The organism is Micromonospora sp. H61, assembly GCF_018070325.1.
GTDB classification, from domain to species: Bacteria; Actinomycetota; Actinomycetes; order Mycobacteriales; family Micromonosporaceae; genus Micromonospora; species Micromonospora salmantinae.
This window is the reverse complement of the sequence record NZ_JAGPXY010000085.1, coordinates 1-25,205: the sequence shown is the minus strand read 5'-3', so window position 1 is coordinate 25,205 and position 25,205 is coordinate 1. Positions and strand designations below refer to the sequence as shown.

Here is a 25,205-nt window from a genome sequence, read left to right as displayed (position 1 = left end):
TCGGGCGTTGCGGGGGATGTAACCGGGGCGGCCTGCCGGGTGTTCCCGGGCGGCTGCCGCGCCCCACGACCGGGACAGTCGCGGTGGTCTGCCAGGTATAACGACCCGGCCCGGCCCACGATTCCGCGACCGGGGTGGCCCCGACCACCCGACAGGCGGGGTCAAACCAGACAACCCGCCCAACCGTCCAGCCCTGCCCACCGGACGGAGCCGACACGCGGCCGTGCTGTCATGATCCATTCGGTTTCACGGAGGTGTCCCGGTGCCGGGGGATACCCCGACTTCAGGAAAGACGAGTGGATCATGCCTGGTTGCGCTGGTCGGGGATCGAGCACGATCATGCGGAACCGGCCGCTGACGAGTCGAGTACCTGGTCCACGACGCACTGCCATGAGGCAACATCTAGGCTCTGACCGAGAGGGGTGGATCATGGACGCTGCAACATGCCGGGCTCTGGCTCCTTCCCCGCCCGGGGTTGGCCGATGAGCACGATGGCATTCCTGAACATCGCCATGCACGGGCACATCAACCCGACATTGCCCGTTGTGGGTGAGCTTGTGCGTCGTGGTCACTCCGTCACCTATCACACGACGCCGGCCTACGCCGAGCAGATCGCGGCCACCGGGGCACGGGTTTTCCTTTACCCCGGGGACGACCTACCGCTCTCCGGCCCGCCGACGCCCGTCACGGTGATGGAGCAGCTTGCGCATACCGCCGTACGCGTGCTGCCCGCCGTCCTCACCGACCTGCGGGGCGTCCGGCCCGATCTGATCGTGCACGACTCCCTCTGCCCGTGGGGGCCGGTGGTCGCCCGGGAACTCGGCGTGCCGCCGGCATCGTCGTTCACCACGTTCGCCTTCAACCGGTACGTGCCCAGCCCGACCCGTGGCTCCTGGGAGCTGCTCAGCGCGGCCGCGGCCCTTCCCCGCTCGACCGTCGGGTACCTGAGATCGCGGTGGGAGCTGCGCCGCCGGTACGACACACGCGCCTTGCCCCTGATTGACCTGGCCAACATCCGTCAGCCGCTCAACCTGGTCTACACCTCGCGGGCGTTCCACCCCGAGGCGGACAGTTTCGACCAGTCCTATCAGTTCGTCGGACCCAGCATCGGTGCCCGTCGAGCGGACTCGTCGTTCCCGGTCGATCGATTGCGGGACCCGGTGATGTACGCCTCGATGGGCACGGTGTTCGACGCCCCGCAGTTGCTGCGCACCTTCGCCGACGCGCTGGCCAGGCTGGGTGGCACCCTGGTCATTTCCACCGGACACACCGATCCTGCCGCGCTTGGCCCGCTACCGGACAACGTGCTCGCCTACCGTTCCGTCCCGCAGTTGGAGGTGCTGGCCCGTGCGGCGCTGTTCATCACCCACGGTGGGGTGAACAGCGTCAACGAGGCCCTGTACGCCGGCACCCCGATGTTGGTGGTCCCGCAGGGCGCCGACCAACTGCTGGTGGCTTCCCGCATCGTCGAGCTCGATGCCGGCCTGTCGATCCGCACCGAGGACGTCACGGTGGAGGCCGTGCGGGCCCTCGCCCAGCGCCTGCTCGACGAGCCTCGATTCCGGGCCGCCGCGAGCACCCTGCAGGTCGCCCAGCGTCAGGCGGGCGGCTATGCGCGTGCCGCCGACGTACTCGAGCACTTCGTGCAGCAGACCGGCTCGGTCACGCAGCCGGGTCTCGCCGATCTGCCACCACAGGGCTGACCGATGTCTTCCGTCGTCGCCATCCTGCTGCTTGTCGCCGGGCTGTCCGAAGCCGCCGGGCGTCTCCTGCCGGTGGTGGCACGCCTGTCCGGCGTGTCGCACGTGAGAGTGGTCAGCCTGTTGCTGGCGGGCGCGATCGTTGACGGCGCGGTGTTCGCGCTCTGGCCGCTGTCCGCGTGGGCCGTAGCCGGTCTGGTGCTGCCCACCGCACCGTCCGACGCACTGATCTGGACACCAGGGCTGGCTGCTCCGCTGGTGCTTGCCGGGGTCCTCGCGTTCCCGCTTCTTGGGCCACTGTTGCACCTGTTGCTCATGGTGGGAGTGGGCGCCGGCCTCGCCGGTGCGCTCGCCACGGTGGCCGGCGTTGGGTGGTGGGAGGCCGCCGGCTGCGTAGCGGTCGCGGGAGTCGGGCTCGGCGTCTCCGTCGAGGCCGTCCGTCGCCTCGTCGTGAAGCTCAACACCAGACGAGCACCGGAGTCAGTCGCGTGATCGGACTGGCGCTCCTGCTGCTGCTCGGAGGGCTGGGACTGGTGCTGATCGCCGAGGCCCTGCTGGCCCGCTACGAGGTGCTGGTCTACGCCGCAGGCTGGCGCACACCCACCATCTCCCGCCCCGAGGGCATGTCCTACGCCCGCGGGGCGGATCCGGACCGCCCTCCGGACGCCTACCTGGTCTATCTCGACGGCATCGGGAAGCGCCGTTTCCACGACACCCGCGATGGTGGCCGACTGGTCAAGGCCCTGATCAATCGAGCGCCGGAGCTGCGGGTGCTGGGCCAGGTGCAGCCCTACTCCCCGCTGGCCGTGCCGCTCGCCGACCGGCCGGTCTGGACCTGGGTGCGCCGCCGCGTCGGGCTGCTGCTGTTCCTGCACAACGTGATGCAGATCTTCGTCGCCGCCGACCGCCGCTACCGCCCCCTCTACAACCGCGCCGTCGGTGCGCAGATCGCCACCGAACTCCAGGTCGCCGGCTACCGGCCGGACAGCGGTATACCCGTGGTACTGCTCAGCTACAGCGGTGGCGCCCAGGTCGCCAGCGGTGCGGTGAACGAACTGTGGTCCGAACTGCGCACCCCGCTCTGGCTGATCACTCTCGGCGGGTTCCACAACGGTGCCAACGACATCACCCACGCCCAGCACCTCTACCAGCTCACCAGTGCCGGCGACTGGATCGAGCGAGTCGGCACCTGGATCTTCCCGCAGCGGTGGCGGCTGTTCCGCTGGAGCGGATGGAACCGGGCCGACCGCGAAGGCAAGATCACCGTGCACCGGCTCGACCCTGCCACGCACATCGGTCCCCGCAGCTACATCGCCCCGGAGGCCCGCCTGCCCGACGGGCGCAGCCACCTCGACCGGACCACCGACACCGTGCTCGCGCTGATCCGGGACCGCCTCAGCCGGACGGCGGAGACCGACGGCCCGCTGCCCTGAACGCTCACACGTCGGCGTTCAAACCGGCCTGCTGGTTCGCCTCCGGCTGAGGGAGCCCGGAGATCTGGAGCAGTTGACTGACGACAACGCGCAGTTGCGAGACGACGACAGCCCCGGAGGACCCGACACCCTCGGCACATGCCTCGTTGATGTCACTGATCACCTGTAGCGCTCGCTCCCGCGCGCGGTCCGGCTCCCGTCCGGCCAGGAAGTCACGATGCAGGAGCCTGAACGCCTGGCCGAAGTGCTCGATCGCCGTGGAGAGGCCGGCCGGCAGCGTCTCCCGGGCGTGTAGTGCCGACACCGCCCACTGCACCATCTCGCGGCTGCTGGTGTAGGCGAGTTCAAGGTGCTCGGCCGCCCGCGCGTACCGACGCATGATGCCCAGCCGTCTGCGCCGCCAGGGTGAAAGAATTGCGACTTCGCATGCTGCGGCGACCACGTCGGCCGTGTTTCGTCGTTGCGCCTCTGCCGCACGCAGTCGCTGCAGGGCATCCTCGGCCTGCCGCACGTCGCGGTGAGACAGCGCACTGGCGATGGCTGTCATCTCCCGGGCGATGGCATCGACTGTCGGACCAGCGGCGCGGCGCACGATCCGCACCGGATTGAGCGGCAGAATCAGCAAGGCCACCACGATGGCCACCGCCACACCGACCAGCGCATTCGCCGTGCGGGGCACGGCCAGGTCCGGCCGGTCCGGAGACACCGTGCCGAGCAGGACGGCGGTGCTTCCCGCCTGCACCATGACGGCTCCGGTGCCGCGAAAGACGGCTGCCGCCGAGATGGCCAGTGCCACGACCACACCGGTCTGTATCGGTCCCGCCCCGATGAACCGTATGATCCCGTTTCCGACCAGCACTCCCAGGAACACCCCGGCGAGAAGTTCGAGAGTTCGACGGGCCCGATTACCGACGGCCGCCGCGATGGTGCCGACCGCGGCGGCGGGTGCGAACAGCGGCTGCGGATTGTGCAGCACGTCGCTGGCGACGAACCAGGCCAACCCGGCGGCCACCCCCGCCTGCACCGCGAGGATGAGGTAGGTGCGAAGCCGTTCGTAGGCCTCCCGGCCCTCGCGCAGCGCACTCTCCGCCGGTCGGGCACCCCGACGTCTGCTGCGCACCTCTCACCCCCGCCATCGACCGGCTCTCTCACGATCGTCGTACGACGGCGAACGTCGGGTGCGAGAGATCCCCAATCTGATGCGGCACCGACGGAAGCCTGCGCCTCCGCGCGCGGAGGGTATTCGGCCGGCGCAGTGGGTCAGCCGGCGCCGAGCAACTCCAGGACCGCGTCGCGGGCCGCCAGGACGGCTGCCTCGGATTGCGGGCCGTGGTTGAGAATGTCGAAGGAGTGCTGGCCGTCCGGCACCTCGATCATCCGCATCGGCCAGCCCTGGGCGGTCGCTGCGGGGAGGAACGCGTCGATGCCGGCCAGGACCGGCGGGATGTCCTGGCCGGCGCGGGTCAGCACCAGTGCCACGCCCGTGCCGGAGCTGAGTGCCTCGACCGGCAGGAACCGGGCGTCGACCTCCCAGCCGGGGAACGGGACGAGCAGCGGGTACGTCAGTGCGATCCCGCGTAGCCATGGCGGCGGGACGCGCAGCCAGTCGGCCGCGAAGAGGCCGCCGCCGGAGAAGAACCACAGCACCACCCGCTCGGGGTCGACCCGCGGATCGGCGCGGACCTGCTCGACCATCGCCGCGATGTCGTCGGCTGCGGCGGGCAGCGCCGACAGGTCGGACACCTGGTAGCTGACCAGCGCGCCGACCACGCCGCTCGCGGCGAGCAGCGCGCCGTAGCCGCGGTAGAGCAACCAGTCGCGGGGGTCGGGCGCGTCGGGTGGCAGCGGAGCGCCGTGCACCACCACGACGGCCGGCGAAGGACCGGTGTGGGTGGGCAGGTGCAGGTCGACGTTGCCGTGTCGCTCGACCGGCGCGGCCGGGGTGGACAGGACGAAGGGCCGTTGTGCGACGGGCGTCGTCATTGCCTCATCGTATCGATCATCAACCTGCCCGGCTGCCCCAACGATGATCTACAGAGGACCGTGGATCAGGTCGGATCGCCGGGTTTCGCGGCGTCGCCGGCCTGGGCGTGCCGCTCCAGCAGCCGCCGCCGGATCTCCTCGGGGGTGTACGCGCGCCGACGCCGTTCGGCCCGCGCGATGACCACACCGGAGGCCGCGACGCCGGCGAGCCCGGCCAGCCCGAGAACCTTCCACCACCGCATTCGTTGCCGCATCGGCCTAGGCTAGTCCCTCATGAGCATCAGCCTGGATGAGGCCGTCGAGTTGACCCGCACCGGTGACGTGTGGGTGTTCCGGGGTCGCAGCGTGCCGGACCGGGCGATCCAGTTCACCACCAACAGCCCGGTGAACCACGTCGGGATGGCGGTGGTGCTGGACGACATGCCGCCGTTGATGTGGCACGCGGAGTTGGGCAGGTCGTTGCCGGACCTGTGGTCGGGCGGCCACCAACGCGGCGTCCAGCTGCACGACCTGCGGGACGCGGTCTGCGTCTGGGCCAATCGGTACGGCCAACGGGCCTGGCTGCGGCAGCTCGACCCGCCGGCCGACGCGGAGATGGAGCGGGCTGTCCTGCGGACGATCGCGCGGTTGGACGGCACGCCGTTCCCGTCGACCGCCCAGTTGGCGTGGCGCTGGGTGCGGGGTCGGGTGCCGGCGCTGCCGCGCCCCGGCCGGCTTCCCGCGCTGCCGCACCTCGGTCGGCTGTCGGCGCTGTCACGCCTCGGCCAGCCGACACCTCGCCCTGACCCAGCCGACCAGGCCGACCGCCCCACCCCGGCCGACCGCCCCACCCCGGCCGACCGCGCCACCCCGGCCGACCGCCCCACCCCGGCCGACCGCGCCAACCCCTCCGGCCCGGTCAGCTCGGCCCGATCGGCGGGGGAGCGGGACCGGGCGCTGGAGACGGCGTACTGCGCCGAGGTGGTGGCGGTGACCTATGAGGCGATGGGGTTGCTGCCGGCGGGTCGGCGTCCGAACTGGTATGACCCGGGGCGGTTCTGGAGTGGGGACGACCTGGGTCTGGCCGCCGACGCCCGGTTGGGTTCCGAGATCGAGGTTCAGGTACCGCCGCGCTGAGGTTTGACCCGTGCGGTGACCGGCAATTGCTGTGACCGTGAACGCCTCCACGGATCTTGACACGTTGGCCGACTTCTTCGACCGGTACGGCGTGGCGTTGACCTCCGGCGACCTGCCGGCCATCGCCGGCTGCTACGCCCTGCCGGGGCTGGTGGTGGCCGACACCTACAGCTTCTCGTTCACGTCCGCGGCGGCGGTGGCGCTGTCCTTCGTGGGCGCCGCACCCGACTATCAGGACCGGGAGTTGGTGGCGGCCCACGCCCGGATCGACGACGTGCAGCCGGTGTCCGCGCTGTTGACGATGGTGGCGGTGGAGTGGGAGTTCCTGGACAGTCGGGGGCGGCAGGTGCCGGGGGAGCGGTACCGGTACCTGCTGCGCATCTCGGACGACGGACCACTGATCTGCACTGTCGTCCGGACGGGCTGACCGACGGGGGCCGGTCGGCCCGATCCGTACCCGCCCGGTTTCCGGTCCGGGCGGCGCTGGCTACGCTGTCGCGTCGGTGGGGACGAGGGGAGACCTGATGGCGGTGCGGCCGGACGGTGCGGCAGATTCGCGGGCGGCGCGGCTGTTGGTGTCGGTGCCGTGGATCGTGGTGCTGCTCGGTGTGTGCGCGCTGGTGGTGCTCCTGGTGATCGCGCTGTTGTCGTTTCGGACCAGGGAGCGGGACGCGCCGCCGCAGGCTGCGCCTCCGGCGTTCCTGCCGACCGTGCCGGCCGCCGCGTCGGCCACCGGTGGGCCGACTCCGGCCGCTGTGGAGCGACGCTCGGTGTCGCCGCGACCGTCGCGCAGTAGTCGGACGCCGTCACCGCGGGCCAGCGTCACCGGCTCGCCGACTCCCGGGCGGACGGGCGTCCTGATGGCGCCGTCGGCGGACGACACTGTCAGCGCCCGGTACGAGGTCGGTTCGAACGGCTGGGACGGGGAAGCGGCGGTGCTGGCGATCGCCAACGAGTCGAGTCGGTCGATGGACTGGCAGGTGGAGCTGGTGTTCGACGACGACACGTGGACTCTGCGAGTAAGTGATGACTCGGGCGTCTCGGTGCGGGGGCGCGGGCACGGGGAGTTCGTGTTGCGCGGCACCCGTTCGCTGGATGCGGGTGACTCGCGGACGGTGCGGCTGCGCGTCGGCTGGGGTGACTCGGCGCAGCGACCGGCCAAGTGCACTGTCAACGGGGTCGCCTGCCGGATCGGCTGAGCCAGCACTCCGCCGCCAGACCGCCGACCGCCCGCACCGCTAGACCGCCGCACCGCCCGCACCACTAGACCGCCGCACCGCTAAACCGTTGCACCGCTAGAACGCCGCGCCGCTGGACCGCCGCGCCGCCAAGGCTTTCCGGGTCGGGCCGCCGATCGCTACGCTGCGCGGACGGTCCGCTGAAGGAGGTACATGTCCGGCATGCGCCGTGTTCCGCGCCCGCCACACGGTCCGGTGGCGATCGCCACGTCGCCCTGGATCGTGGTCGGCGCCGGTGTCGTCGTGATGGTGGTCCTGCTCATCGTGGCCCTGGGCGCGTACCGGGGACGTAGCCCTGCGCCGGACGGCGCGCAACCGCCGGCACTGCCGGTGCCGTCCGCAGTGGTGGCGCCGAGCGCGCCCACCTCGGTGCCGTCTCCAGCGCCGGTGCTGCCAGGGGTATCCGGCCGTGCGAGCGGGCTGCCGCCGAGCGCCGCGGCCGGGTCCGGGTCACCGTCGGCCGACCCGACTGGCGGTCCGATCGGGAGGCCGTCGGCGACGCGGTCGCCGAGCCGGGCGGCGCCGGGGCAGCCGGCGATGACCGGGCGGTACCGGGTGGTGCAGAGCTTCGACGGCGGTTTCATCGGCGAGGTGGCGATGGTCAACACGTCCACCCGGAGCCGTGGTTGGACGGTGCGGTTGGAGTTCTCCGGTGGACGGCTGGTGACCGCCTGGGTGGAGGGCGTCCCACAGGGGACGATCCGTCAGTCCGACGACGGCTTCACGTACGTCAGCGGGGTCGACGTGTCGCCCGGCGGTTCGGTGTCGTTGCGGTTCCACATGGAGCGGGCGTTCCACACGCCACGGGAGTGCAGTGTGGACGGGGTCCGCTGCAACGGACTCTGAGCGTCGATTCCGCAAGGATGCTGCTGTGTTGCGACCATGTTTGCAAGGTATTGCAGAATGTTTCGGCAAGGGTTAGCGTGCGGCCAATCAGCGACCAGAGGAAGGCGTCGATGAAACCCCCGCCGATACCGCGCACTGCCCTGCTGGCCCTTGCCTCCCTGCTCACCGTCACGCTCGTCGGCGCTCCGGTCGCCGTGAACCCCGCCGCCGCGGGCCCCCGGCCGTCCGACGGCGCCACACTCGCGATCGGCGGCGCGACCCAGTGGCGTGCCGAACCCACCGCCGAGGCGCTGCTGAAGGCCGGCGGCAACTCCGCCCGAGCCGAGCAGTTCTACTTCGTCCTGCCGGACCGGTTCGCCAACGGAGACCCCCGCAACGACCGGGGCGGCCTCACCGGCGACCGGCTGCGGACCGGCCTCGACCCGACCGACAAGGGCTTCTACCACGGCGGCGACCTCAAGGGCGTCATCGACAAGTTGGACTACATCCAGGGGATGGGCACCACTGCCATCTGGCTCGCCCCGATCTTCAAGAACCGGCCGGTGCAGGGAGCCGGCAACGACATCTCGGCCGGCTACCACGGTTACTGGATCACCGACTTCACCCAGGTGGACCCGCACTTCGGCACCATGGAAGAGATGAAGCGACTGGTCAAACTCGCCCACCAGCGCGGCCTCAAGATCTACCTCGACGTGATCGTCAACCACACCGCCGACGTGATCAAGTACGCCGAGGACAAGTACGCGTACGTGGACAAGGCGACAGCGCCGTACACCGACGCGCAGGGCCGGGCGTTCGAGGAGCGCAACTACGCCGACGGCTCCCGGGCGTTCCCGCCGGTCGACAAGGAGTCCTTCCCGTACACGCCGACGTTCGCCGAACCGAAGGACGCGAGCGTCAAGGTCCCGGCCTGGCTGAACGACGCCACCATGTACCACAACCGGGGTGACTCCACCTTCGCCGGCGAGAACAGCGAGTACGGCGACTTCTTCGGCCTCGACGACCTGTGGACCGAGCGTCCCGAGGTGGTCCGGGGCCTGACCAAGGCGTACGGGGACTGGATCGGCGCGACCGGCGTCGACGGCTTCCGACTGGACACCGTGAAGCACGTCAACATGGACTTCTGGCCGCAGTTCAGCCAGGGCATCGAGCGGGCCGCGGAGAAGGCCGGCAAGAAGGACTTCTTCATGTTCGGCGAGGTGTACAGCGCCGACCCGGAGATCAGCTCCAGCTACGTCCGCCAGGGTGGCCTGCCGGCCACCCTCGACTTCGCCTTCCAGGAGGCCGCGCGGGGCTTCACCGCCGGCGCCGGCTCCGCGAAGGCGCTCGCCGACGTGTACGCCCGCGACGACCTCTACGCGGCCCGGGACACCGACGCGGGCCGGTTGACCACCTTCCTCGGCAACCACGACATGGGCCGGATCGGATCGTTCATCGCCGGTGGTGGCAGCGACCCGGCCAGCCACCTGCGTCGTGACCAGCTCGCGCACCAGTTGATGTTCCTGACCCGTGGTCAGCCGGTGGTCTACTCCGGCGACGAACAGGGCTTCACCGGCCCGGGTGGGGACAAGGACGCCCGCCAGGACATGTTCGCGTCGAAGGTTCCCGACTACCTCGACGACGACCTGCTCGGCACCGACCGCACGCACTCCAGCGACCAGTTCGACCCGACCCACCCGCTGTACCGGACCATCGCCGACCTGGGCCGGCTGCGCCAGGCCCATCCGGCGCTGCGCGACGGCGTGCAGGTCACCCGGTACGCGGCCGACGGGCCGGGCGTCTTCGCCGCCTCCCGGATCGCCCCGGCCGACCGCACCGAGTACGTGGTGGCCGTGAACAACGCCGACACCGCGCAGACTGTCACGGTGGACACCTGGTCGGCCGGCGCCACCTTCACCGGCATCTACGGCGGCTCGGGCGACGCGAAGGCCAGCGGTGACGGGGAACTGACCCTGACCGTGCCGCCGCTGTCGGCGGCGGTGTACCGGGCCGGCAAACCCATCGCACCAGCGGCCGACAAGCCGACCATCACCATCACCAGCCCGGTTCCGGACGCGGCGGTCGCCACCCGCGCGGCGGTCACCGCCCGGGTGACCGGCGACCCGCTGGCGACCGTCACCGTCGCGGCGCGGGTGGCCGGCGGCCGGTGGACGCTGCTGGGCAGCGCCGACCACGCCCCGTACACAGTGCAGCACGACCTGACCGGCCTGGCCGGCGGCACCCGTGTCGAGTACAAGGCGGTGGTCCGCGACGGCCGGGGCCGTACCGCCACCGCCCGGTCCACCGCCGCCGTGGGGACCCCGCCGCAGGGCAGCTCCCGGGAATGGGCGGTGGTGCACTACCAGCGCCCGGCCGGGGGGTACGACGACTGGGGGCTGTACGCCTGGGGAGACATCGACCCCGCGTACGTCACCGAGTGGCCGAAGGGGCAGCCGTTCGCCGGGGAGGACTCCTACGGCCGGTTCGCCTGGGTGAAACTCAAGCCGGGCGCGACGTCGGTGAACTTCCTGGTTGTCGACAAGGCTGGCACCAAGGACGTCGCCCAGGACCGCAGCATCGACGTCACCCGGACCGGCGAGATCTGGCTCAAGCAGGGCGACCCGGCGATCTACCCGAGCAGGCAGGCGGCCGTCGGTGAACCGGAGCCGCCGGTCGAGGAGGGCACCGCCGTGCTCCACTACCGGCGGGCCGACGACAACTACGACGGCTGGGGCCTGCACGTGTGGGACGGTGCGGCCAACCCGACCGAGTGGTCCGCGCCGCTGAAGCCCACAAGGACTGACGCGTTCGGGGCGGTGTTCCGGGTGCCGCTGGCGGCCGGCGCCACCGGCCTGAACTACATCATCCACCAGGGCGACACCAAGGACCTGCCCGACGACCAGCGGCTCGACTTCGCCAGCGCCGGCCGGGAGGTGTGGCTGCTCGCCGCCACGCCGGGGCGCCTGCTGCCGTCGACGGCCACCACCGCCAGCGGAGACACCGACATCGCCAAGCAGAAGGCGCACTGGATCGACCGGTCCACAGTCGCCTGGCAGACCCCGCCGACCGACGGCAAGACGTACGCGCTGGTCACCGCCCCCACCGGCGGGGTCAGCGTGGTCGACGGCGAGCTGACCGGCACGTACACCACGTTGCCGCTGCGGGCGCAGCGCAACGGGCTCACCGAGGCCCAACGCGACAGGTTCCCGCACCTGTGGTCGTACCGTAGGTTTGCCCTGGACCGGGCGGACCTGGCCAAGGTCCCGGCGGCGTTGCGGGGGCAGCTGCTGGTCACCGAACGCGACGCCGAGGGTGCGCTGCTCGCCGCGACCGGCGTGCAGATCCCCGGCGTGCTCGACGACGTCTACTCCCGGGCGACCGACGCCACCCTCGGGCCCACGTTCGCGGGGCGGACGCCGAGCCTCGCGCTGTGGGCGCCGACCGCCCACAGCGTGCGCCTGCACCTGTTCGACTCGCCCACCGCCGCACCGAAGACGGTGCCGATGCGCCGCGACGACCGCACCGGCGTCTGGTCGGTGCGCGGCGACCACACCTGGACCGGCAAGTTCTACCGGTACGAGGTGCGGGCGTGGCAGCCGGCGGCGCAGAAGGTGGTCACCGCGTCGGTGACCGACCCGTACTCGGTGGCCCTCGCCGCGGACTCCACGCACAGCCAGCTCGTCGACCTGAACGATCCGGCGCTGGCACCCCCCGGGTGGCGCACGCTGCGCAAACCGGCACCGGTGCCGGCCGCGAAGGCGCAGATCACCGAGCTGTCCGTGCGGGACTTCTCCATCGCCGACGACACGGTGTCGGCCGAGCGGCGGGGGACCTTCCTCGCGTTCACCGATCCGAAGACCGCCGGCATGACCCACCTGCGGGCGCTCGGCGACGCCGGGGTCACCCACCTGCACCTGCTGCCGGCGTTCGACTTCGCGACGATCCCGGAGAAGCGGGCCGACCAGCGCGAGCCGGCCTGCGACCTGGCGGCGCTGCCGCCGGACTCGGCCGAGCAGCAGAGGTGCGTGGCGGCGGTCGCCGAAACCGACGGCTACAACTGGGGGTACGACCCGCTGCACTACACGGTGCCCGAGGGCGGTTACGCCGTCGACCCGGTCGGCGCGGCGCGGACCACCGAGTTCCGGCGCATGGTCGCCGGGGTGAACGACGCCGGGCTGCGGGTGGTCATGGACGTGGTCTACAACCACACGTCGGCGGCCGGCACCGACGCGAAGTCGGTGCTCGACCAGATCGTGCCCGGCTATTACCACCGGCTGCTGGAGGACGGCACCGTGGCCAACTCCACCTGCTGCGCCAACACCGCCCCGGAGCACGCCATGATGGGCAAACTGGTGGTCGACTCGCTGGTCACCTGGGCCCGGCAGTACAAGGTGGACGGCTTCCGCTTCGACCTGATGGGCCACCACCCGAAGGCGAACATCCTGGCCGTCCGGGCGGCACTGGACCGGCTCACCGTCGCCCGCGACGGCGTCGACGGCAAGGCGATCATGCTCTACGGCGAGGGCTGGAACTTCGGCGAGGTCGCCAACGACGCCCGTTTCGTCCAGGCCACCCAGGCCAACATGGCCGGCACCGGCATCGGCACCTTCAACGACCGGCTGCGCGACGCGGTGCGTGGCGGCGGACCGTTCGACGCCAACCCCCGGGTGCAGGGTTTCGCCTCCGGGCTCTACACCGACCCGAACGGCGACGCGGTCAACGGGTCACCGGCCGAGCAGAAGGCCCGGCTCCTGCACGCCCACGACCTGATCAAGGTGGGGCTCACCGGCAACCTGCGCGGCTACCGGTTCACCGACACCGCCGGGCGTGAGGTCACCGGGGCGCAGGTGGACTACAACGGCTCCCCGGCCGGCTACACCGCCGCGCCGGGCGAGGCCGTCACCTACGCCGACGCGCACGACAACGAGATCCTGTACGACGCGCTGGCGTACAAACTGCCGCAGGCCACGACGGCGGCGGACCGCTCACGGATGCAGGTGCTTGCGCTGGGCACCGTGGTGTTGGGACAGGGCACCGGGTTCGTCACCGCCGGCACCGAGCGGCTGCGGTCGAAGTCGTTGGACCGCAACTCGTACAACTCCGGTGACTGGTTCAACCAGATCCGCTGGGGCTGTGAACGGGGCAACGGGTTCGGCGCCGGTCTGCCGCCCACGCCCGACAACGAGGACAAGTGGTCGTACGCGAAGCCGCTGCTGGCCGACCCGGCGCTGGTGCCGGACTGCGCGGCGATCAACACGACCGACGCCCGGTACGCCGAGTTGCTGCGCATCCGGGCGTCGTCGCCGGTGTTCGGGCTCGCCACCGCCGAGCAGGTACAGCGGAGGGTGGCGTTCCCGCTGTCCGGCGCGCAGGAGACGCCGGGTGTGCTGACCATGACCCTGGACGCCGGTGGGCTGGGCGGGCCGTGGAAGTCGCTGACCGTCGTCTTCAACAGCACCCCGTCGGCGGCCGACCAGACGGTGACCGGACTGCGCGGAGCGGACGTGGCACCGCACCCGGTGCTTGTCGACTCGGCCGACCCGGTGTTGCGTACCGCCTCGTTCGACCCGGCGACCGGCACGTTCACGGTACCGGCGCGCAGCGTGGCGGTCTTCGTCCAGAAGTGACATGAACCGGCCCCCCTCCGCGTCTCGCGGAAGGGGGCCGGTCCGTTGTGCTGGTGCTACGTGATCGATCAGGCGAAGCAGTTGTCGATCGTGCCGCCCGGGATGGCCAGGCAGTTGGTCGGACGGTTCGCGGTGATGGCGGACTTGTCGTCCACGTTCACGTCTCCGAAGAAGCTGAAGACACCGCCCGGCTCGAAGGTGGAGAAGTTGTGGGCGACCTTCGTCTTCGACAGGTTGACCTCGCCGAAGATGTTGAAGATGCCGCCGCCGACCCCGATCGGGCCCACGGCCCGGTTGCCGACAACCTCGCTGTCGCGCAGCGTGGTGATGCTGCCGGCGTTGAAGAGCCCGCCGCCGAAGAAGCCGGCGGTGTTGTCCTTGATGCTGCTCTTCTCGAAGGTGGCCACGCTGTCGAAGGCGATGGCCACACCGCCACCGACACCGGCGGTGCTGTTGCGCTCCACAGTGACGTGGTGCAGGTTCATCTGGCTGTCCGCCGCAGCGATACCGCCACCGGCGAGAACCGCGGTGTTCGAGACGAACTTGGTCTCGTACGCCGTGGTGTTGCCCTCGATGTCGAGGTAACCGCCACCGAAGCCGAGCGTCTCGTTGTCGGTGATCTCGGCCTTCTTGAGCTCGACCGTTCCGCCGTTGACGTCGTCCGTGAAGATCTCCGCGGCACCGTTGGAGATACCGCCACCACCGATGACGGCGGTGTTGTCCTTGATCTTCGACTCCTCGACCTTGAGCAGCCCGGCGTTGAAGACACCGCCACCGAAGAAGAAGGCGGTGTTACGGGTGACGGTGCTGTGCCAGATCTTCGTGGCGCCGAAGTTGGCCACACCACCACCGTTGCCGCCCGACTGGTTCAGGACGACCTCGGACTCCAGGATCTCGGCGGTGCCACCCGGCTGAACCAGGATTCCGGCGCCGTCGTTCTCCTCCGGCTGCTCGACGAGCGGCGTGACGACGCCCGGCGTGGCCTTCGGGGTGACCTTCGGCGCGGCCTTCAGGCCCGCCTTCGGGTTGGCCTGCCGCGCGGTGAGCGCCTGGGCCAACGGGGTGCCCGCCTTCACCTGCGCGGCGAGCGCCTCGGAGTCCGAGTAGGCAGCCCAGACCGCGGCCGGCTCCACGCCGTTCTCCAGTTCGAGGGTCTGCCCGCCCTTGATGGTCAGGCCCTTGATGGTGAGGTGACCACCGGCGCCGACGTTGAGGATGCGGAAGTAGTCCGCCGTGGCTTCCCGAGAGATCGTGGTGTGCTCGCCCTTGAGCGTGATCCGTTCGGTGATGACCGGCAGGCCGTTGCCCTCGTAGTCGTTGCGGGTCAGGTTGTAGGTGCAGCCCTTGGCCAGCTCCAGCACACCGCCGTGCTTGTTGTTGGCGAACACGATCGCCTGAATCAGCTTGTCGGTGTCGCAGGGCACCTCCTTCCCGCGCTCGTGGTCCTTGTCCCGGTCCTTGTCGTCCCGGTTCTTGTCCTTGTCCCAGTCGCGTCCCTCGTCACCCCGCTGGTCGCCGTCCTTGCTGACCTGCGCGGTGTTCCAGTTCAAGCCGACCGCTCCGGCGCTGCCCGCGACGCCCACCGCCGCGAGACTGATCACGCCCGTCAAACCGGCCACGCCACTGGCGAGCCAGAGCTTGCGGCGGCTCTTGGCCGTCGCCCGCCCGGAGGCTTCGTTGTTCGTTAGGTAGTTGGACATCGGAGCTCTCTGCCCTCTCCTCGTACCAGACAGGGTCGCCGCCGTCAGACGGGCGTCCCCTGCTACAAATCGGTTGTAGCTCCCAAAACCACCGTATGAGAAGGTTCCTCGCCTCGCGGGCTTATCCGAGAGAAGCCCACATTCGGTTCATGTTGCCCCCAGCGGGGGCCGGACCGACACACGGCCACCCAAGCCGGCCTGCACGCTCCTGAGCTGCCCAAATGGGTACGCCCCTCCGAGCCGGTCACGGCTCGGAAGGGCGCGCCCTCTTCTATGTGGTTCAGCCCCACCCGATCAGGCGAAGCAGTCCAAAACGTTGAAGCAGTTGGTCGGGCGATTGGCGGTGACGGCGGACTCGTCGTCCAGCGTCACTTGGCCGCCGAGGCTGTTGAAGATGCCCCCCGGCTCAAGGGTGGAGAAGTTGTGCGCCACCTTCGTCCGCTGGAGCGTGACCTCGCTGCCCTCGGTGTTGAGGATGCCGCCGCCACGGCCGAACGGACCGACGGCCCGGTTGCCCACCACCTCGCTGTCGCGCAGCGTGGTGACGCTGTCGTCGTTGAAGAGGCCGGCGCCGGAGAAGCCGGCGGTGTTGTCGTTGATCCTGCTGTTCTCGACCGTCGCGACGCTGTCGAAGGTCACCGCCAGGCCGCCACCATCGCGAGCGGCGCTGTTCTTGACCACCGTGGCGTCCTTGAGGGTGAGCTGGCTGTCCGCCACCGCGACGCCACCACCGTCGAGCACCGCGGTGTTGTCACTGACCGTCGTCTGGTGCAACGTCGTGGTGCCCTCGACATCCAGGACGCCGCCGCCGAAGCCGAGTGTCTCGTTGTCGGTGATCTCGCTCTTGTAGACCCAGACCGAGCCGCCGTCGACGTCCTCGGTGAAGATGTCGGCAGCGCCGTTGGAGATGCCACCGCCGCCGATGATCCCGGTGTTGTCCTTGATCTTCGACTCGTCGACCTGGAGTACGCCGGCGTTGAAGATGCCGCCGCCGAAGAAGAAGGCGGTGTTGTGCGCAACCGTTGTCTTGCTGAGCCTGGTGCTGCCGAAGTTGGCCAGCCCGCCGCCGTTGCCACCGGACTGGTTGTAGAGCAACTCGCTGTCCAGGATCTCCGCGCGACCACCGGGCTGCACCAGCACCCCGGCGCCGTCAGTGAACCCAGGCTGCTCGACCAGCGGCACTACCGCCGTACCGGCACCCACCGGCTTCGCCGCTGCGGCTACCGGCTTGGCGGCTGCCGGCGTGGCGGCGGCGGCCTTGGTGGCCGTCGGCGCGGCCTTGGTCGCTGCCGCCGGGGCCTTGGCTGGTGCTGCTTTGGCGATGGCCTTGGCGGGCGCTGCCTTGTTTGGCGCCGCCTTGGCGCTGGCCTCGACGGCGGGCTTGGCGACCGGCTTGGCAGCGGTTGCTGCGGGCTTCGTTGCTGCTGCCGCTGCCGGCTTGGCGCCGGGTGTGGTCGCGGCCGCCGGCTTGGCCACTGTCGAGTACGGTGCCCAGACCGTCGCCGGGTCGGCGGTCATCGGGGACTGAAGGGTCTGGCCACCCCTGATACTCAGGCCCTTGAGAGTGAGGTGCCCGCCCGCGCCGACGTTGAGGATGCGGAAGTAGTCGGCAGTGGCTTCGCGGCCGATGGTGGTGTGCTCACCCTTGAGGGTGATGTGCTCGGTGATCACCGGGAGGCCGTTGCCCTCCTGGTTGCGGGTCAGGGTGTAGGTGCACCCCCTGGCCAGTTCCAGCACACCGCCGTCCTCGTTGTTGGCGAACGTGATCGCCTGGATCAGCTTGTCGGTGTCGCACGGGACCTGTTTCGTGCGGTCCTTCTCGTCGTGCTTGCCGTCCTTGCGGTCCTTGCCATCCTTGCCGGAGTGGTCGTCGAAGCCGCTCCAGTCGTCGCCGCTCCACTCGTCGTCCTGACCGCCGTCGTCCTTTGCGCCGCCCTTGTCCGCGCCGCCGTCGTCGCTGACGTTCTGTCGGTTGGTCGACGGCTGCGCGTCCGACACCTGGTCGGACTTCGGCTTGTCGTCCCGAGCGGCGACGCCGCCGAGAGCCGCCAGGCCGACCACGCCGGTCAGCCCGGCCACGCCGGCGACCCAGAGCGCCCGCCTTCGCCGTGTTGGCGGAGCTGTCGAGGCCCCGCCGTCGGTACTCGTTACGTCGTTGGACATCAGAGCCTTCCGCCCTTTCCTGCTACCAGACGGGATCGCACCGCCCGAGGCGCCACGACCAGCTACAAATGGGTTGTAGCCTCTGATCCACACCGTATGAGAACCATCTTCGCGATGCGGACTTATCCGAGACAACCACGCATTCGGCGCAGGTCAGGTGAGGGCGGCCAACCGGTCCGGGCCGGTGGAAAGGGTCCGTGCAGCGCAGGTACCGATCGCTGCTGGCCCCCGGGTGGATCACAACAGAAACCCCTGGCCGCCAGCCCTCAAGAAGGGGCGGGCGGGCCAGGGGTGGACGGGCCAGGGGCGGACGGGCCAGGGGCGGGGGATTGATCCACCAGCCCCTGCAGACAGCCGGCTCAGCCGGGCAGGCGGGGGCCGGCTTCGCGCTGCTCGGCCAGCCAGGTCTCCACCTCGTCGGAGGTGCGGGGCAGCCCGGCCGACAGGTTGACCGCGCCGGTCGCGGTGACCAGCACGTCGTCCTCGATCCGAATGCCCACACCGCGCAGCTCGGCGGGGACCAGCTCGTCCTCCGGCTGGAAGTACAGACCAGGCTCGACGGTGAGCACGTAGCCCTCGCCCAGCGCGCCGTCGCGGTACGTCTCCTTGCGGGCGTTGGAGCAGTCGTGCACGTCGATGCCGAGCATGTGGCCGAAGCCGTGCAGCGTCCACCGCCGGTAGACGGTCGACTTCTCGTCCATCGCCTCGTCCACGCTCACCGGCAGCAGACCCAGCTCGGACAGGCCCTCGGCGAGCACCCGCATGCAGGTCAGGTGGACGTCCTTGAACTTCACCCCGGGGCGGATGGCCTCGATGCCGGCCTGCTGCGAGGCGTACACGATGTCGTAGACCTGGCGTTGTAGCGCGGTGAACCGGCCGCTCACCGGCAGGACCCGGGTGACGTCGGCGGTGTAGAGGTTGCGGCCCTCGACACCCATGTCCATCAGCAGCAGGTCACCCGGTCGGGTGGCGCCGTGGTTGTGCACCCAGTGCAGGATCGTGGCGTGCTCGCCGGCACCGACGATCGAGCCGTACCCGACGTCGTTGCCGTCGTGGCGGGCCCGCAGCGCGAAGACGCCCTCCAGCAGCCGCTCGGAGACCGCACGGTCGGCCGGCAGGATCCGGGCGACGTCCTCGAAGCCGCGTACGGTGGCGTCGATCGCGTCCTGGAGTTGGCCGATCTCCCACTCGTCCTTGACCAGCTTCATCTCCGAGATGGCGATGGCCAGCTCGCGGTCCCGGGCCGGCTGGCCCTCGGTGCGGGGCCCGTCGTAGGAGCGGACGGCGGCGTCCACCTGGGCGTCGAAACCGCGCAACACCCGGGTACGCCCCGGAGCCAGGTCGGCGAGCGTCGCCTCCAGGCCGGTCAGGTCGGCGGTGGGCAGGCCCAGCTCGGTCGACTTCTCGCCGAGGGTGTGCCGCCGGCCCACCCACAGCTCGCCGTTGCGGCTGCGGAAGAACTCGTCGGTCTCCCGGGAGGACCGGGGCCGCATGTACAGCGTCGCGTCGTGCCCCGAGCCGTTCGGGCGCAGCACCAGGACGCTGTCGGCGTCGTGGTCGCCGGTCAGGTAGGCGAAGTCGCTGCCCGGCCGGAACGGGTAGTCGGTGTCGTTGGCCCGGACCTTCTCGGTGCCGGTGGGGATCACCAGCGTCTCGCCGGGGAAGGCCGCCGAGAGGGCCGCCCGCCGCTTGGCGTAGTTGGGCGTCTCCGGGCGGGGCGTCACGGGGAGCGCTGTGTCGCTCCAGCCCTGCCGCATGAAGGACAGGAACGCCTCCGGGAAGTCCGGATCGTGCGATTCCGTACCGTCCGTCGGCGTACCGTCGGTCTGTCCCTCGGTCATTGCGCCGCTCCCTCCGCTTCGTTGCTGGTCCCGACGGTACCGCGCGTCCGGTTGGCGGTAACGCCCCCTGGGAGTCGGGTGGATCGACGGACGGCTGCAAGGGCCGACAGCGCGCGTGGAAAGATGGCCACCATGTGCGGACTTCTGGCCTTCTTCAGCGCGAACGGCAACGCCGCAGCGCATCGCGACCACATCGCCGGAGCGTTGGAATGCCTGCACCACCGCGGCCCCGACGAGACCGGGGTCGAGGTGGTCGGCGACGCCTCCGGCCGGTACGCGGACGGCGTGTTCGCCCACAAGCGGCTGGCCATCATCGACGTCGCGTCGAGCCACGAGCCACTGCCCTACGCGAACGGCCGTTACCTGCTGACCTTCAACGGCGAGATCTACAACTACATCGAGCTTCGCGAGGAGTTGATCAGAAACTTCGGTGCCCAGTTCGCCACCGCCGGTGACGGCGAGGTGATCGTCGCGGGCTACCACTTCTGGGGTGAGCAGGTGCTCACCCGGCTGCGGGGCATGTTCGCCTTCGTCATCTGGGACCGGCAGGAACGCCGGGCGTTCGGTGCCCGCGACTACTTCGGCATCAAGCCGATGCACTACCTGGAGACCGCCGACGGCCTCTACCTGGCCTCGGAGAAGAAGGCGCTGCTGCCGTTCGCGCACAGCAACTACCAGGGCGACGCGGGCGTCGACACGGCGAACCTGAGCCACTACCTGACCCTGCAGTACGTCCCCGAGCCCGGCACCCTGCACAAGGGCATCAGCCGGATCGGCTCGGGGGAGTACCTGAACTGGACCCCGGGCGGCCGGATCGACGTACGTCGGTGGTATCGGCCGGTGTTCCGGCCGGCCCCGGTCGACGACGAGCAGAAGCTCTACCACGAGATCCGCGAGACGCTGCGGGAGAGCGTGCGCATGCACATGCGCTCCGACGTGCCAGTCGGCTCGTTCCTGTCCAGTGGCATCGACTCCACGGCGGTGGTGGCGCTGGCGCGGGAGTTCAACCCGAACATCCTCACCTTCACCGTCGGCTACGACGTGCCGGGTTACTCGGAGATCGACGTCGCCCAGGACTCGGCCCGGCACCTCGACGTCACCACGATCCCCACCAAGATCGGTCCGCAGGACATGATCGACGCGTTGCCGAAGATCGTCTGGCACCTGGACGACCCGGTGGCCGACCCGGCGCTGGTGCCGCTCTACTTCGTGGCGAAGAAGGCCGCCGAGCACGTCACCGTGGTGCTCTCCGGCGAGGGCGCGGACGAGTTCTTCGGCGGTTACACGATCTACCGGGAGCCGTTGTCGCTGGGCACCGTCAACGGTCTGCCCGGCGGTGTGCAGAAGGGGCTGCGCGCGGTCTCCAAGGCGATCCCGCAGGGGGTCAAGGGCAAGAGCTTCCTGGAGCGCGGCACCACCCCGATCGAGGAGCGTTACTACGGCAACGCCCGGATGTTCACCGAGGAGGAGAAGCAGCACCTGATGCGCCGCTACGACCCCTCGGTGCGCTACACGGACGTCACCGCCCCGATCTACGCCGAGTGCACGGAGCTCGACGACGTCACCAAGATGCAGTACGTCGACCTCTACACCTGGCTGCGCGGCGACATCCTGGTCAAGGCAGACCGGATCTCGATGTCGCACTCGCTGGAGGTGCGGGTGCCGTTCCTCGACCGGGAGGTCTTCGACGTCGCGGCGAAGATTCCGGTCGACCTGAAGTTGCCGCCGCGCTCCGACGCCACCAAGTACGCGATGCGTCAGGCGTTGCAGGGTGTCGTGCCGCCGGCCATCGTCAACCGCAAGAAGTTGGGCTTCCCGACCCCCACCCGGGTCTGGCTGCGTGGCGAGATGTACGAGTGGGCACGGCACGTGCTCAGCACCTCGGGCGCGGGTGACCTGCTCGACCTGTCGTACGCGCTGCGCCTGCTCGACGAGCACAAGCGGGAGGAGGCCGACCACTCCCGCAAGGTGTGGACGGTGCTGATCTTCTGCATCTGGCACGCGATCTTCGTGGCAAAGACCCTCGACCCGGGTATCCAGCGCAACCAGTCCGCCCTGCTCACGAAGCCGGTGGTCGGCTCCATGGTCCGCTGACCCCTGCCCCACCTGTTGACTCCTGCCCCACCTGCTGACCCCTGCCCCACCTGTTGATCAAGAGGTTTGCGTCATTCGGAGCGGTTCCGGTGACGCAAACCTCTTGATCATTTCAGGGTGGTGGTGGGGTGGTGGTCAGCGGCGGGCGCAGGTGACTGTGGGGAGCCCGTTGGTTCCTGTGGAACTCGCCAGGAAGCCGAACGTCGTGGTGCCATTCGGTGCGACTGTGCCGTTGTAGGCGACATTCGTCGCCGTCACCGTCGAGCCGGACGATGTCTGGGTGGCACCCCAGATCTGACTGATCGCCTGCCCGTTGGGCCAGGTCCAGCTCGCTGTCCAACCGGCGAACGGCGTACTGCCGTGGTTCATGATCGTGACCTCGCCCTGGAAACCGCCCTGCCAGGCGCTGGACACCTTGTAGGTGGCCATGCAGTCACCGCCGGACGGCGGCGGGGTGGTCGGGTCGGTCGGCGGATCCGTCGGGTCGGTCGGCGGATCGGTGGGGTCGGTCGGCGGATCGGTCGGCGTACCGCCCGGACCCACACCGGTGACCTGGCCGCTGCCGCCGTCGAAGGTCACGTCGGAGCAGCCGAAGAAGTTCTCCTGCGAGTCCGAGCGGACCCAGCGGGAGTAGATGATGTGCCGGCCACTCTTACCCGACGGCAGGTTGCCGCTGAAGTAGTAGTGCCCGTCGTTGCTGCCGACCGAGCCGCGCTGCGGCGGGTTGGTCACCGTCAGGAACGGCTCCTCCAGGTCACTCCAGGCCAGGGCCCGGGTCGGGCTCCAGCTGTTCTTCGTGACGTAGAAGTAGAACGTGCCCGGGTGGTGCGCCCAGTTGCTGTACTTGAAGTCCAGCCGCGCCCCGGCGGTCAGGTGGGTCAGCGGCCAGTCGGTGCGGGGCAGGTCGTAGCCGCGGAAACCGGTTGCGCCGCCGCTGCACAGTTGCCCGTCCGGGATGAAGCCGGTGGTCCGGCCACCGGCGTCGGAGCGCAGCACGCTGAACCAGTTGTACAGCGAGTTCGCCCCGCTCTGCGCCACGGCCGCGGAGCACGCGGGGTTGTTCGGCCTGATCTCACCGGTCTGGCTGCGGCCGTCCTGCCAACACAGGTAGGTGCGGCTGCCCGGCGTCATCGCCGCGCCGTGCGCGGCGGCCGGCTGAGGATTGGACGCCAGGGCGACAACGCCCAGCGCGAGGGTCATGGCCGCGGTGAGCAAGGCGGCCATACGGGAACGGTTCACGGGTTCTCCTGACTCGCGAGGGGCGCTGGCTGAGCCGCCCCGCCGCAATCGGGTGGGATGTGGCGTGATCGCCCCGCTGTCGTGAGCGGTGCGACGATCACGGCGACGTGCCCCGGCGGAAAACAGCCAGTGGACGTGCGCCGTCGACGGTCCTGTCCGGGACCGGTGCCCTCGCGTCTAACCAACCCGGCAACCGGGGGGCGCCCGCAGCCCTCGCACCGCCCGGTACGCGTCATCCCACCACGCCGCAGCGGCCGAGCGCAATAGTCGTTCCTCGATGCATGAGAAGACCCGCCGATCGCCGTTGAACGCCATATCCTGCGTACGGGGAGCGGGAACGGAGAGGCGGCAGTCGGTGCCGGACGTGTTCGACGAGGTGCACCGCCGGTGCCGCGACCGCGAGCCGGTCGCGCTGGCCACAGTGGTGGCCACCTGGCACTCCGCCCCGCAGCCACCCGGCACCGCCATGGTGGTCGCGACCGACGGCACTGTCATCGGCAGCGTCTCCGGCGGCTGCGTCGAGGCCGATCTCTACGAACGCGCCCGCCGTGTGCTCGACACCGGCCAACCCGAGCTGTGCCGCTACGGGATCAGCGACGACGACGCGTACACAGTGGGCCTGACCTGCGGCGGCATCCTCGACGTGTTCGTGGAGCGCGTCGACGCGAGCACCCTGCCGGCGCTGGACGCGGTCGCCGCCGCCCGCCGCGGCGGCCGACCGGCGGCGATCGTCACCTGCGTCGCCGCCGACGTCGGCACTTCTCCGGGCACCGGGCCGATCGACCCGGCCCGGCGGCTCGGCCGGCGGCTGGTGCTGACCGGCCAACGGTCCGTCGGTTCGCTCGGCGACGACCGGCTCGACGACGCGGCCAGCACCGACGCCCTCGGGCTGCTCGCCGCCGGGCGCAGCGGCATGCTCCGGTACGGGTACCACGGGCAGCGCCGGGGCGGCGGCGTCAGCCTCTTCGTGACCGCGTACGCCACCCCGCCCCGCATGATCGTCTTCGGGGCGATCGACTTCGCCGCCGCGGTGGCCCGGATCGGCGCGTTCCTCGGCTACCGGGTCACCGTCTGCGACGCCCGGCCGGTCTTCGCCACCGCGCGGCGCTTTCCCGAGGCGGACGAGGTCGTGGTGCAGTGGCCGCACCGCTACCTGCGTACCGAGTTGGCGGCCGATCGGCTCGACGAGCGGACGGTGCTGTGCGTGCTCACCCACGACCCCAGGTTCGACGTGCCGTTGCTGGAGCTTGCGCTGCGCCACCCGCTGGCGTACGTCGGCGCGATGGGTTCACGACGCACCCACGACGAGCGACACAAGCTGCTGAGCGAGGCGGGGCTCAGCCCGGCGCAGCTCGCCCGGCTCGCCTCCCCGATCGGGTTGGATCTCGGTGGTCGTACCCCCGAGGAGACCGCCGTGAGTGTGGCCGCGCAGATCGTCGCGGCCCGGTGGGGCGGCACCGGACGCCCCCTCGCGGTACTCGACGGGCCGATCCATCAGCCGGGGTAGCGCGCACGTCGGTGCGTGGCCTTCGGTGCCCATCGGGCCGTGCGCTGTGCCAGCCTGGTGCCACGGCGACCGGCTCGGCGAGCGGCGGCCGGTGGCGACGACGAGAGGATCGGCATGGGATACGCGGTGGTGCTCGGCGAAGCGCTCGTCGACCTGCTCGACAGCGAACTCGACGGGGAGCGGGTCTACCGGCAGGCCATCGGCGGCGGGCCACTGAACGTCGCCGTCGGGGTGGCCCGACTCGGCGGTGCGGCACAGTTCGTCGGCTCGCTCGGTGACGACGCGCTGGGCGGCCGGATCCGCGCCTTCCTCACCGCTGCCGACGTCGGGGTGGCCGGGGCGATCACGGTCCCGGCGCCGACCACGCTCGCCGTGGTCACGTACGCCGGGCCGGAGCCGGACTTCCGTTTCTACGGCGAGCCGGCCTCCTACGGAGTGTTCGGCCCCGACGATCTGGACCTGGCGTTGCTGGAGGGCGCCGACGTGCTCTACTGCGGCTCGATCGTGCTGCTCCGACCCGACACGCTGGCCGCCGCCCGCCGGGCCTGGTCGCTCGCCACCGGCCTGCGGGTCTTCGACCCGAACGTACGCCCCCGGCTGCTGAACTGGCCGGCCGCGCTGGAAGGGCTGCGCGAGGTGGTGGCCGAGTTCGCCGCCGGCGCGCACCTGGTCAAGCTGAGCGCCGCCGACGCGGTGCTGCTCTATCCCGGTGAGCCGGTCGAGGGGGTGGCGGCGTACC

18 protein-coding genes are annotated in these 25,205 nt (G+C 70.4%); 11 read left to right on the top strand and 7 right to left on the bottom strand.

From position 1 onward, the window contains the following. The first annotated feature begins 482 nt into the window (after positions 1–482). The 3 genes from KBX08_RS28675 to KBX08_RS28665 are packed head-to-tail and all read left to right on the top strand — an operon-like array spanning position 483 to position 3,133. Complete coding sequence (locus tag KBX08_RS28675) at positions 483–1,703, top strand: macrolide family glycosyltransferase (RefSeq protein ID WP_210786434.1); 1,221 nt, start codon at positions 483–485, stop codon at positions 1,701–1,703. A 3-nt stretch (positions 1,704–1,706) separates the two neighbouring features. Beyond that, complete coding sequence (locus tag KBX08_RS28670; RefSeq protein ID WP_210786433.1) at positions 1,707–2,192, top strand: hypothetical protein; 486 nt, start codon at positions 1,707–1,709, stop codon at positions 2,190–2,192. Then, complete coding sequence (locus KBX08_RS28665; protein WP_210786432.1) at positions 2,189–3,133, top strand: hypothetical protein; 945 nt, start codon at positions 2,189–2,191, stop codon at positions 3,131–3,133. The genes KBX08_RS28670 and KBX08_RS28665 overlap by 4 nt, the downstream gene beginning before the upstream one ends. Before the next feature lie 4 nt (positions 3,134–3,137). Here KBX08_RS28665 and KBX08_RS28660 read toward each other — a convergent pair whose 3' ends face one another. The 3 genes from KBX08_RS28660 to KBX08_RS28650 form a co-directional block, all read right to left on the bottom strand. Next, positions 3,138–4,145 carry an FUSC family protein gene (locus tag KBX08_RS28660; protein ID WP_307850676.1) on the bottom strand — a complete coding sequence of 336 codons (1,008 nt, stop codon included), beginning with the start codon at positions 4,143–4,145 and terminating at the stop codon, positions 3,138–3,140. Between the two features lie 248 nt (positions 4,146–4,393). After that, the gene (locus KBX08_RS28655) at positions 4,394–5,116 is read right to left on the bottom strand and encodes an alpha/beta hydrolase (RefSeq protein WP_210786430.1); all 723 of its coding nucleotides are present in this window, start codon (positions 5,114–5,116) and stop codon (positions 4,394–4,396) included. A gap of 65 nt (positions 5,117–5,181) precedes the next feature. Beyond that, entirely contained in the window at positions 5,182–5,370 is a 189-nt protein-coding gene (locus KBX08_RS28650) for a hypothetical protein (protein WP_210786436.1), read from the bottom strand. A gap of 19 nt (positions 5,371–5,389) precedes the next feature. Between KBX08_RS28650 and KBX08_RS28645 the strand changes: the two genes are divergently transcribed. The 5 genes from KBX08_RS28645 to pulA all read left to right on the top strand — a co-directional run bounded on the left by KBX08_RS28645 (position 5,390) and on the right by pulA (position 13,922). Then, positions 5,390–6,232, top strand: coding sequence for a hypothetical protein (locus tag KBX08_RS28645; RefSeq protein ID WP_210786429.1), 843 nt, complete (start codon positions 5,390–5,392; stop codon positions 6,230–6,232). A gap of 37 nt (positions 6,233–6,269) precedes the next feature. Next, complete coding sequence (locus tag KBX08_RS28640; protein WP_210786428.1) at positions 6,270–6,659, top strand: hypothetical protein; 390 nt, start codon at positions 6,270–6,272, stop codon at positions 6,657–6,659. 97 nt (positions 6,660–6,756) lie between these two features. Beyond that, positions 6,757–7,431, top strand: a complete 675-nt coding sequence (locus KBX08_RS28635; protein WP_210786427.1) for a cellulose binding domain-containing protein — start codon at positions 6,757–6,759, stop codon at positions 7,429–7,431. A 201-nt stretch (positions 7,432–7,632) separates the two neighbouring features. After that, on the top strand, positions 7,633–8,316 hold the full coding sequence (locus tag KBX08_RS28630; protein ID WP_210786426.1) for a cellulose binding domain-containing protein: 684 nt from the start codon (positions 7,633–7,635) through the stop codon (positions 8,314–8,316). A 110-nt stretch (positions 8,317–8,426) separates the two neighbouring features. Beyond that, positions 8,427–13,922, top strand: coding sequence for a pullulanase-type alpha-1,6-glucosidase (gene pulA / locus KBX08_RS28625; protein WP_210786425.1), 5,496 nt, complete (start codon positions 8,427–8,429; stop codon positions 13,920–13,922). A 68-nt stretch (positions 13,923–13,990) separates the two neighbouring features. On the opposite strand, the gene KBX08_RS28620 is transcribed toward pulA, so the two are convergent. The 3 genes from KBX08_RS28620 to KBX08_RS28610 all read right to left on the bottom strand — a co-directional run bounded on the left by KBX08_RS28620 (position 13,991) and on the right by KBX08_RS28610 (position 19,626). Next, positions 13,991–15,622, bottom strand: coding sequence for a hypothetical protein (locus KBX08_RS28620; protein ID WP_210786424.1), 1,632 nt, complete (start codon positions 15,620–15,622; stop codon positions 13,991–13,993). Positions 15,623–15,916: 294 nt separating this feature from the next. Further along, positions 15,917–17,785 (bottom strand): right-handed parallel beta-helix repeat-containing protein, encoded by a 1,869-nt coding sequence (locus KBX08_RS28615; protein ID WP_210786423.1) that lies wholly within the window; start codon positions 17,783–17,785, stop codon positions 15,917–15,919. 359 nt (positions 17,786–18,144) lie between these two features. Next, positions 18,145–19,626: an aminopeptidase P family protein gene (locus KBX08_RS28610; RefSeq protein ID WP_210786422.1), complete on the bottom strand. Its 1,482-nt coding sequence runs from the start codon at positions 19,624–19,626 to the stop codon at positions 18,145–18,147. A gap of 132 nt (positions 19,627–19,758) precedes the next feature. Here KBX08_RS28610 and asnB point away from each other — a divergent pair, with 132 nt between their 5' ends. Further along, positions 19,759–21,720: an asparagine synthase (glutamine-hydrolyzing) gene (asnB, locus tag KBX08_RS28605; RefSeq protein ID WP_091405235.1), complete on the top strand. Its 1,962-nt coding sequence runs from the start codon at positions 19,759–19,761 to the stop codon at positions 21,718–21,720. Between the two features lie 135 nt (positions 21,721–21,855). On the opposite strand, the gene KBX08_RS28600 is transcribed toward asnB, so the two are convergent. Beyond that, on the bottom strand, positions 21,856–22,944 hold the full coding sequence (locus KBX08_RS28600) for a lytic polysaccharide monooxygenase (protein WP_210786435.1): 1,089 nt from the start codon (positions 22,942–22,944) through the stop codon (positions 21,856–21,858). Positions 22,945–23,314: 370 nt separating this feature from the next. Between KBX08_RS28600 and KBX08_RS28595 the strand changes: the two genes are divergently transcribed. Both KBX08_RS28595 and KBX08_RS28590 read left to right on the top strand, forming a co-directional pair. Next, the gene (locus KBX08_RS28595) at positions 23,315–24,466 is read left to right on the top strand and encodes an XdhC family protein (RefSeq protein WP_307850675.1); all 1,152 of its coding nucleotides are present in this window, start codon (positions 23,315–23,317) and stop codon (positions 24,464–24,466) included. A gap of 114 nt (positions 24,467–24,580) precedes the next feature. Beyond that, positions 24,581–25,205, top strand: a 625-nt coding sequence (locus tag KBX08_RS28590) for a PfkB family carbohydrate kinase (RefSeq protein WP_210786420.1), incomplete at its 3' end; no start/stop codon positions are given.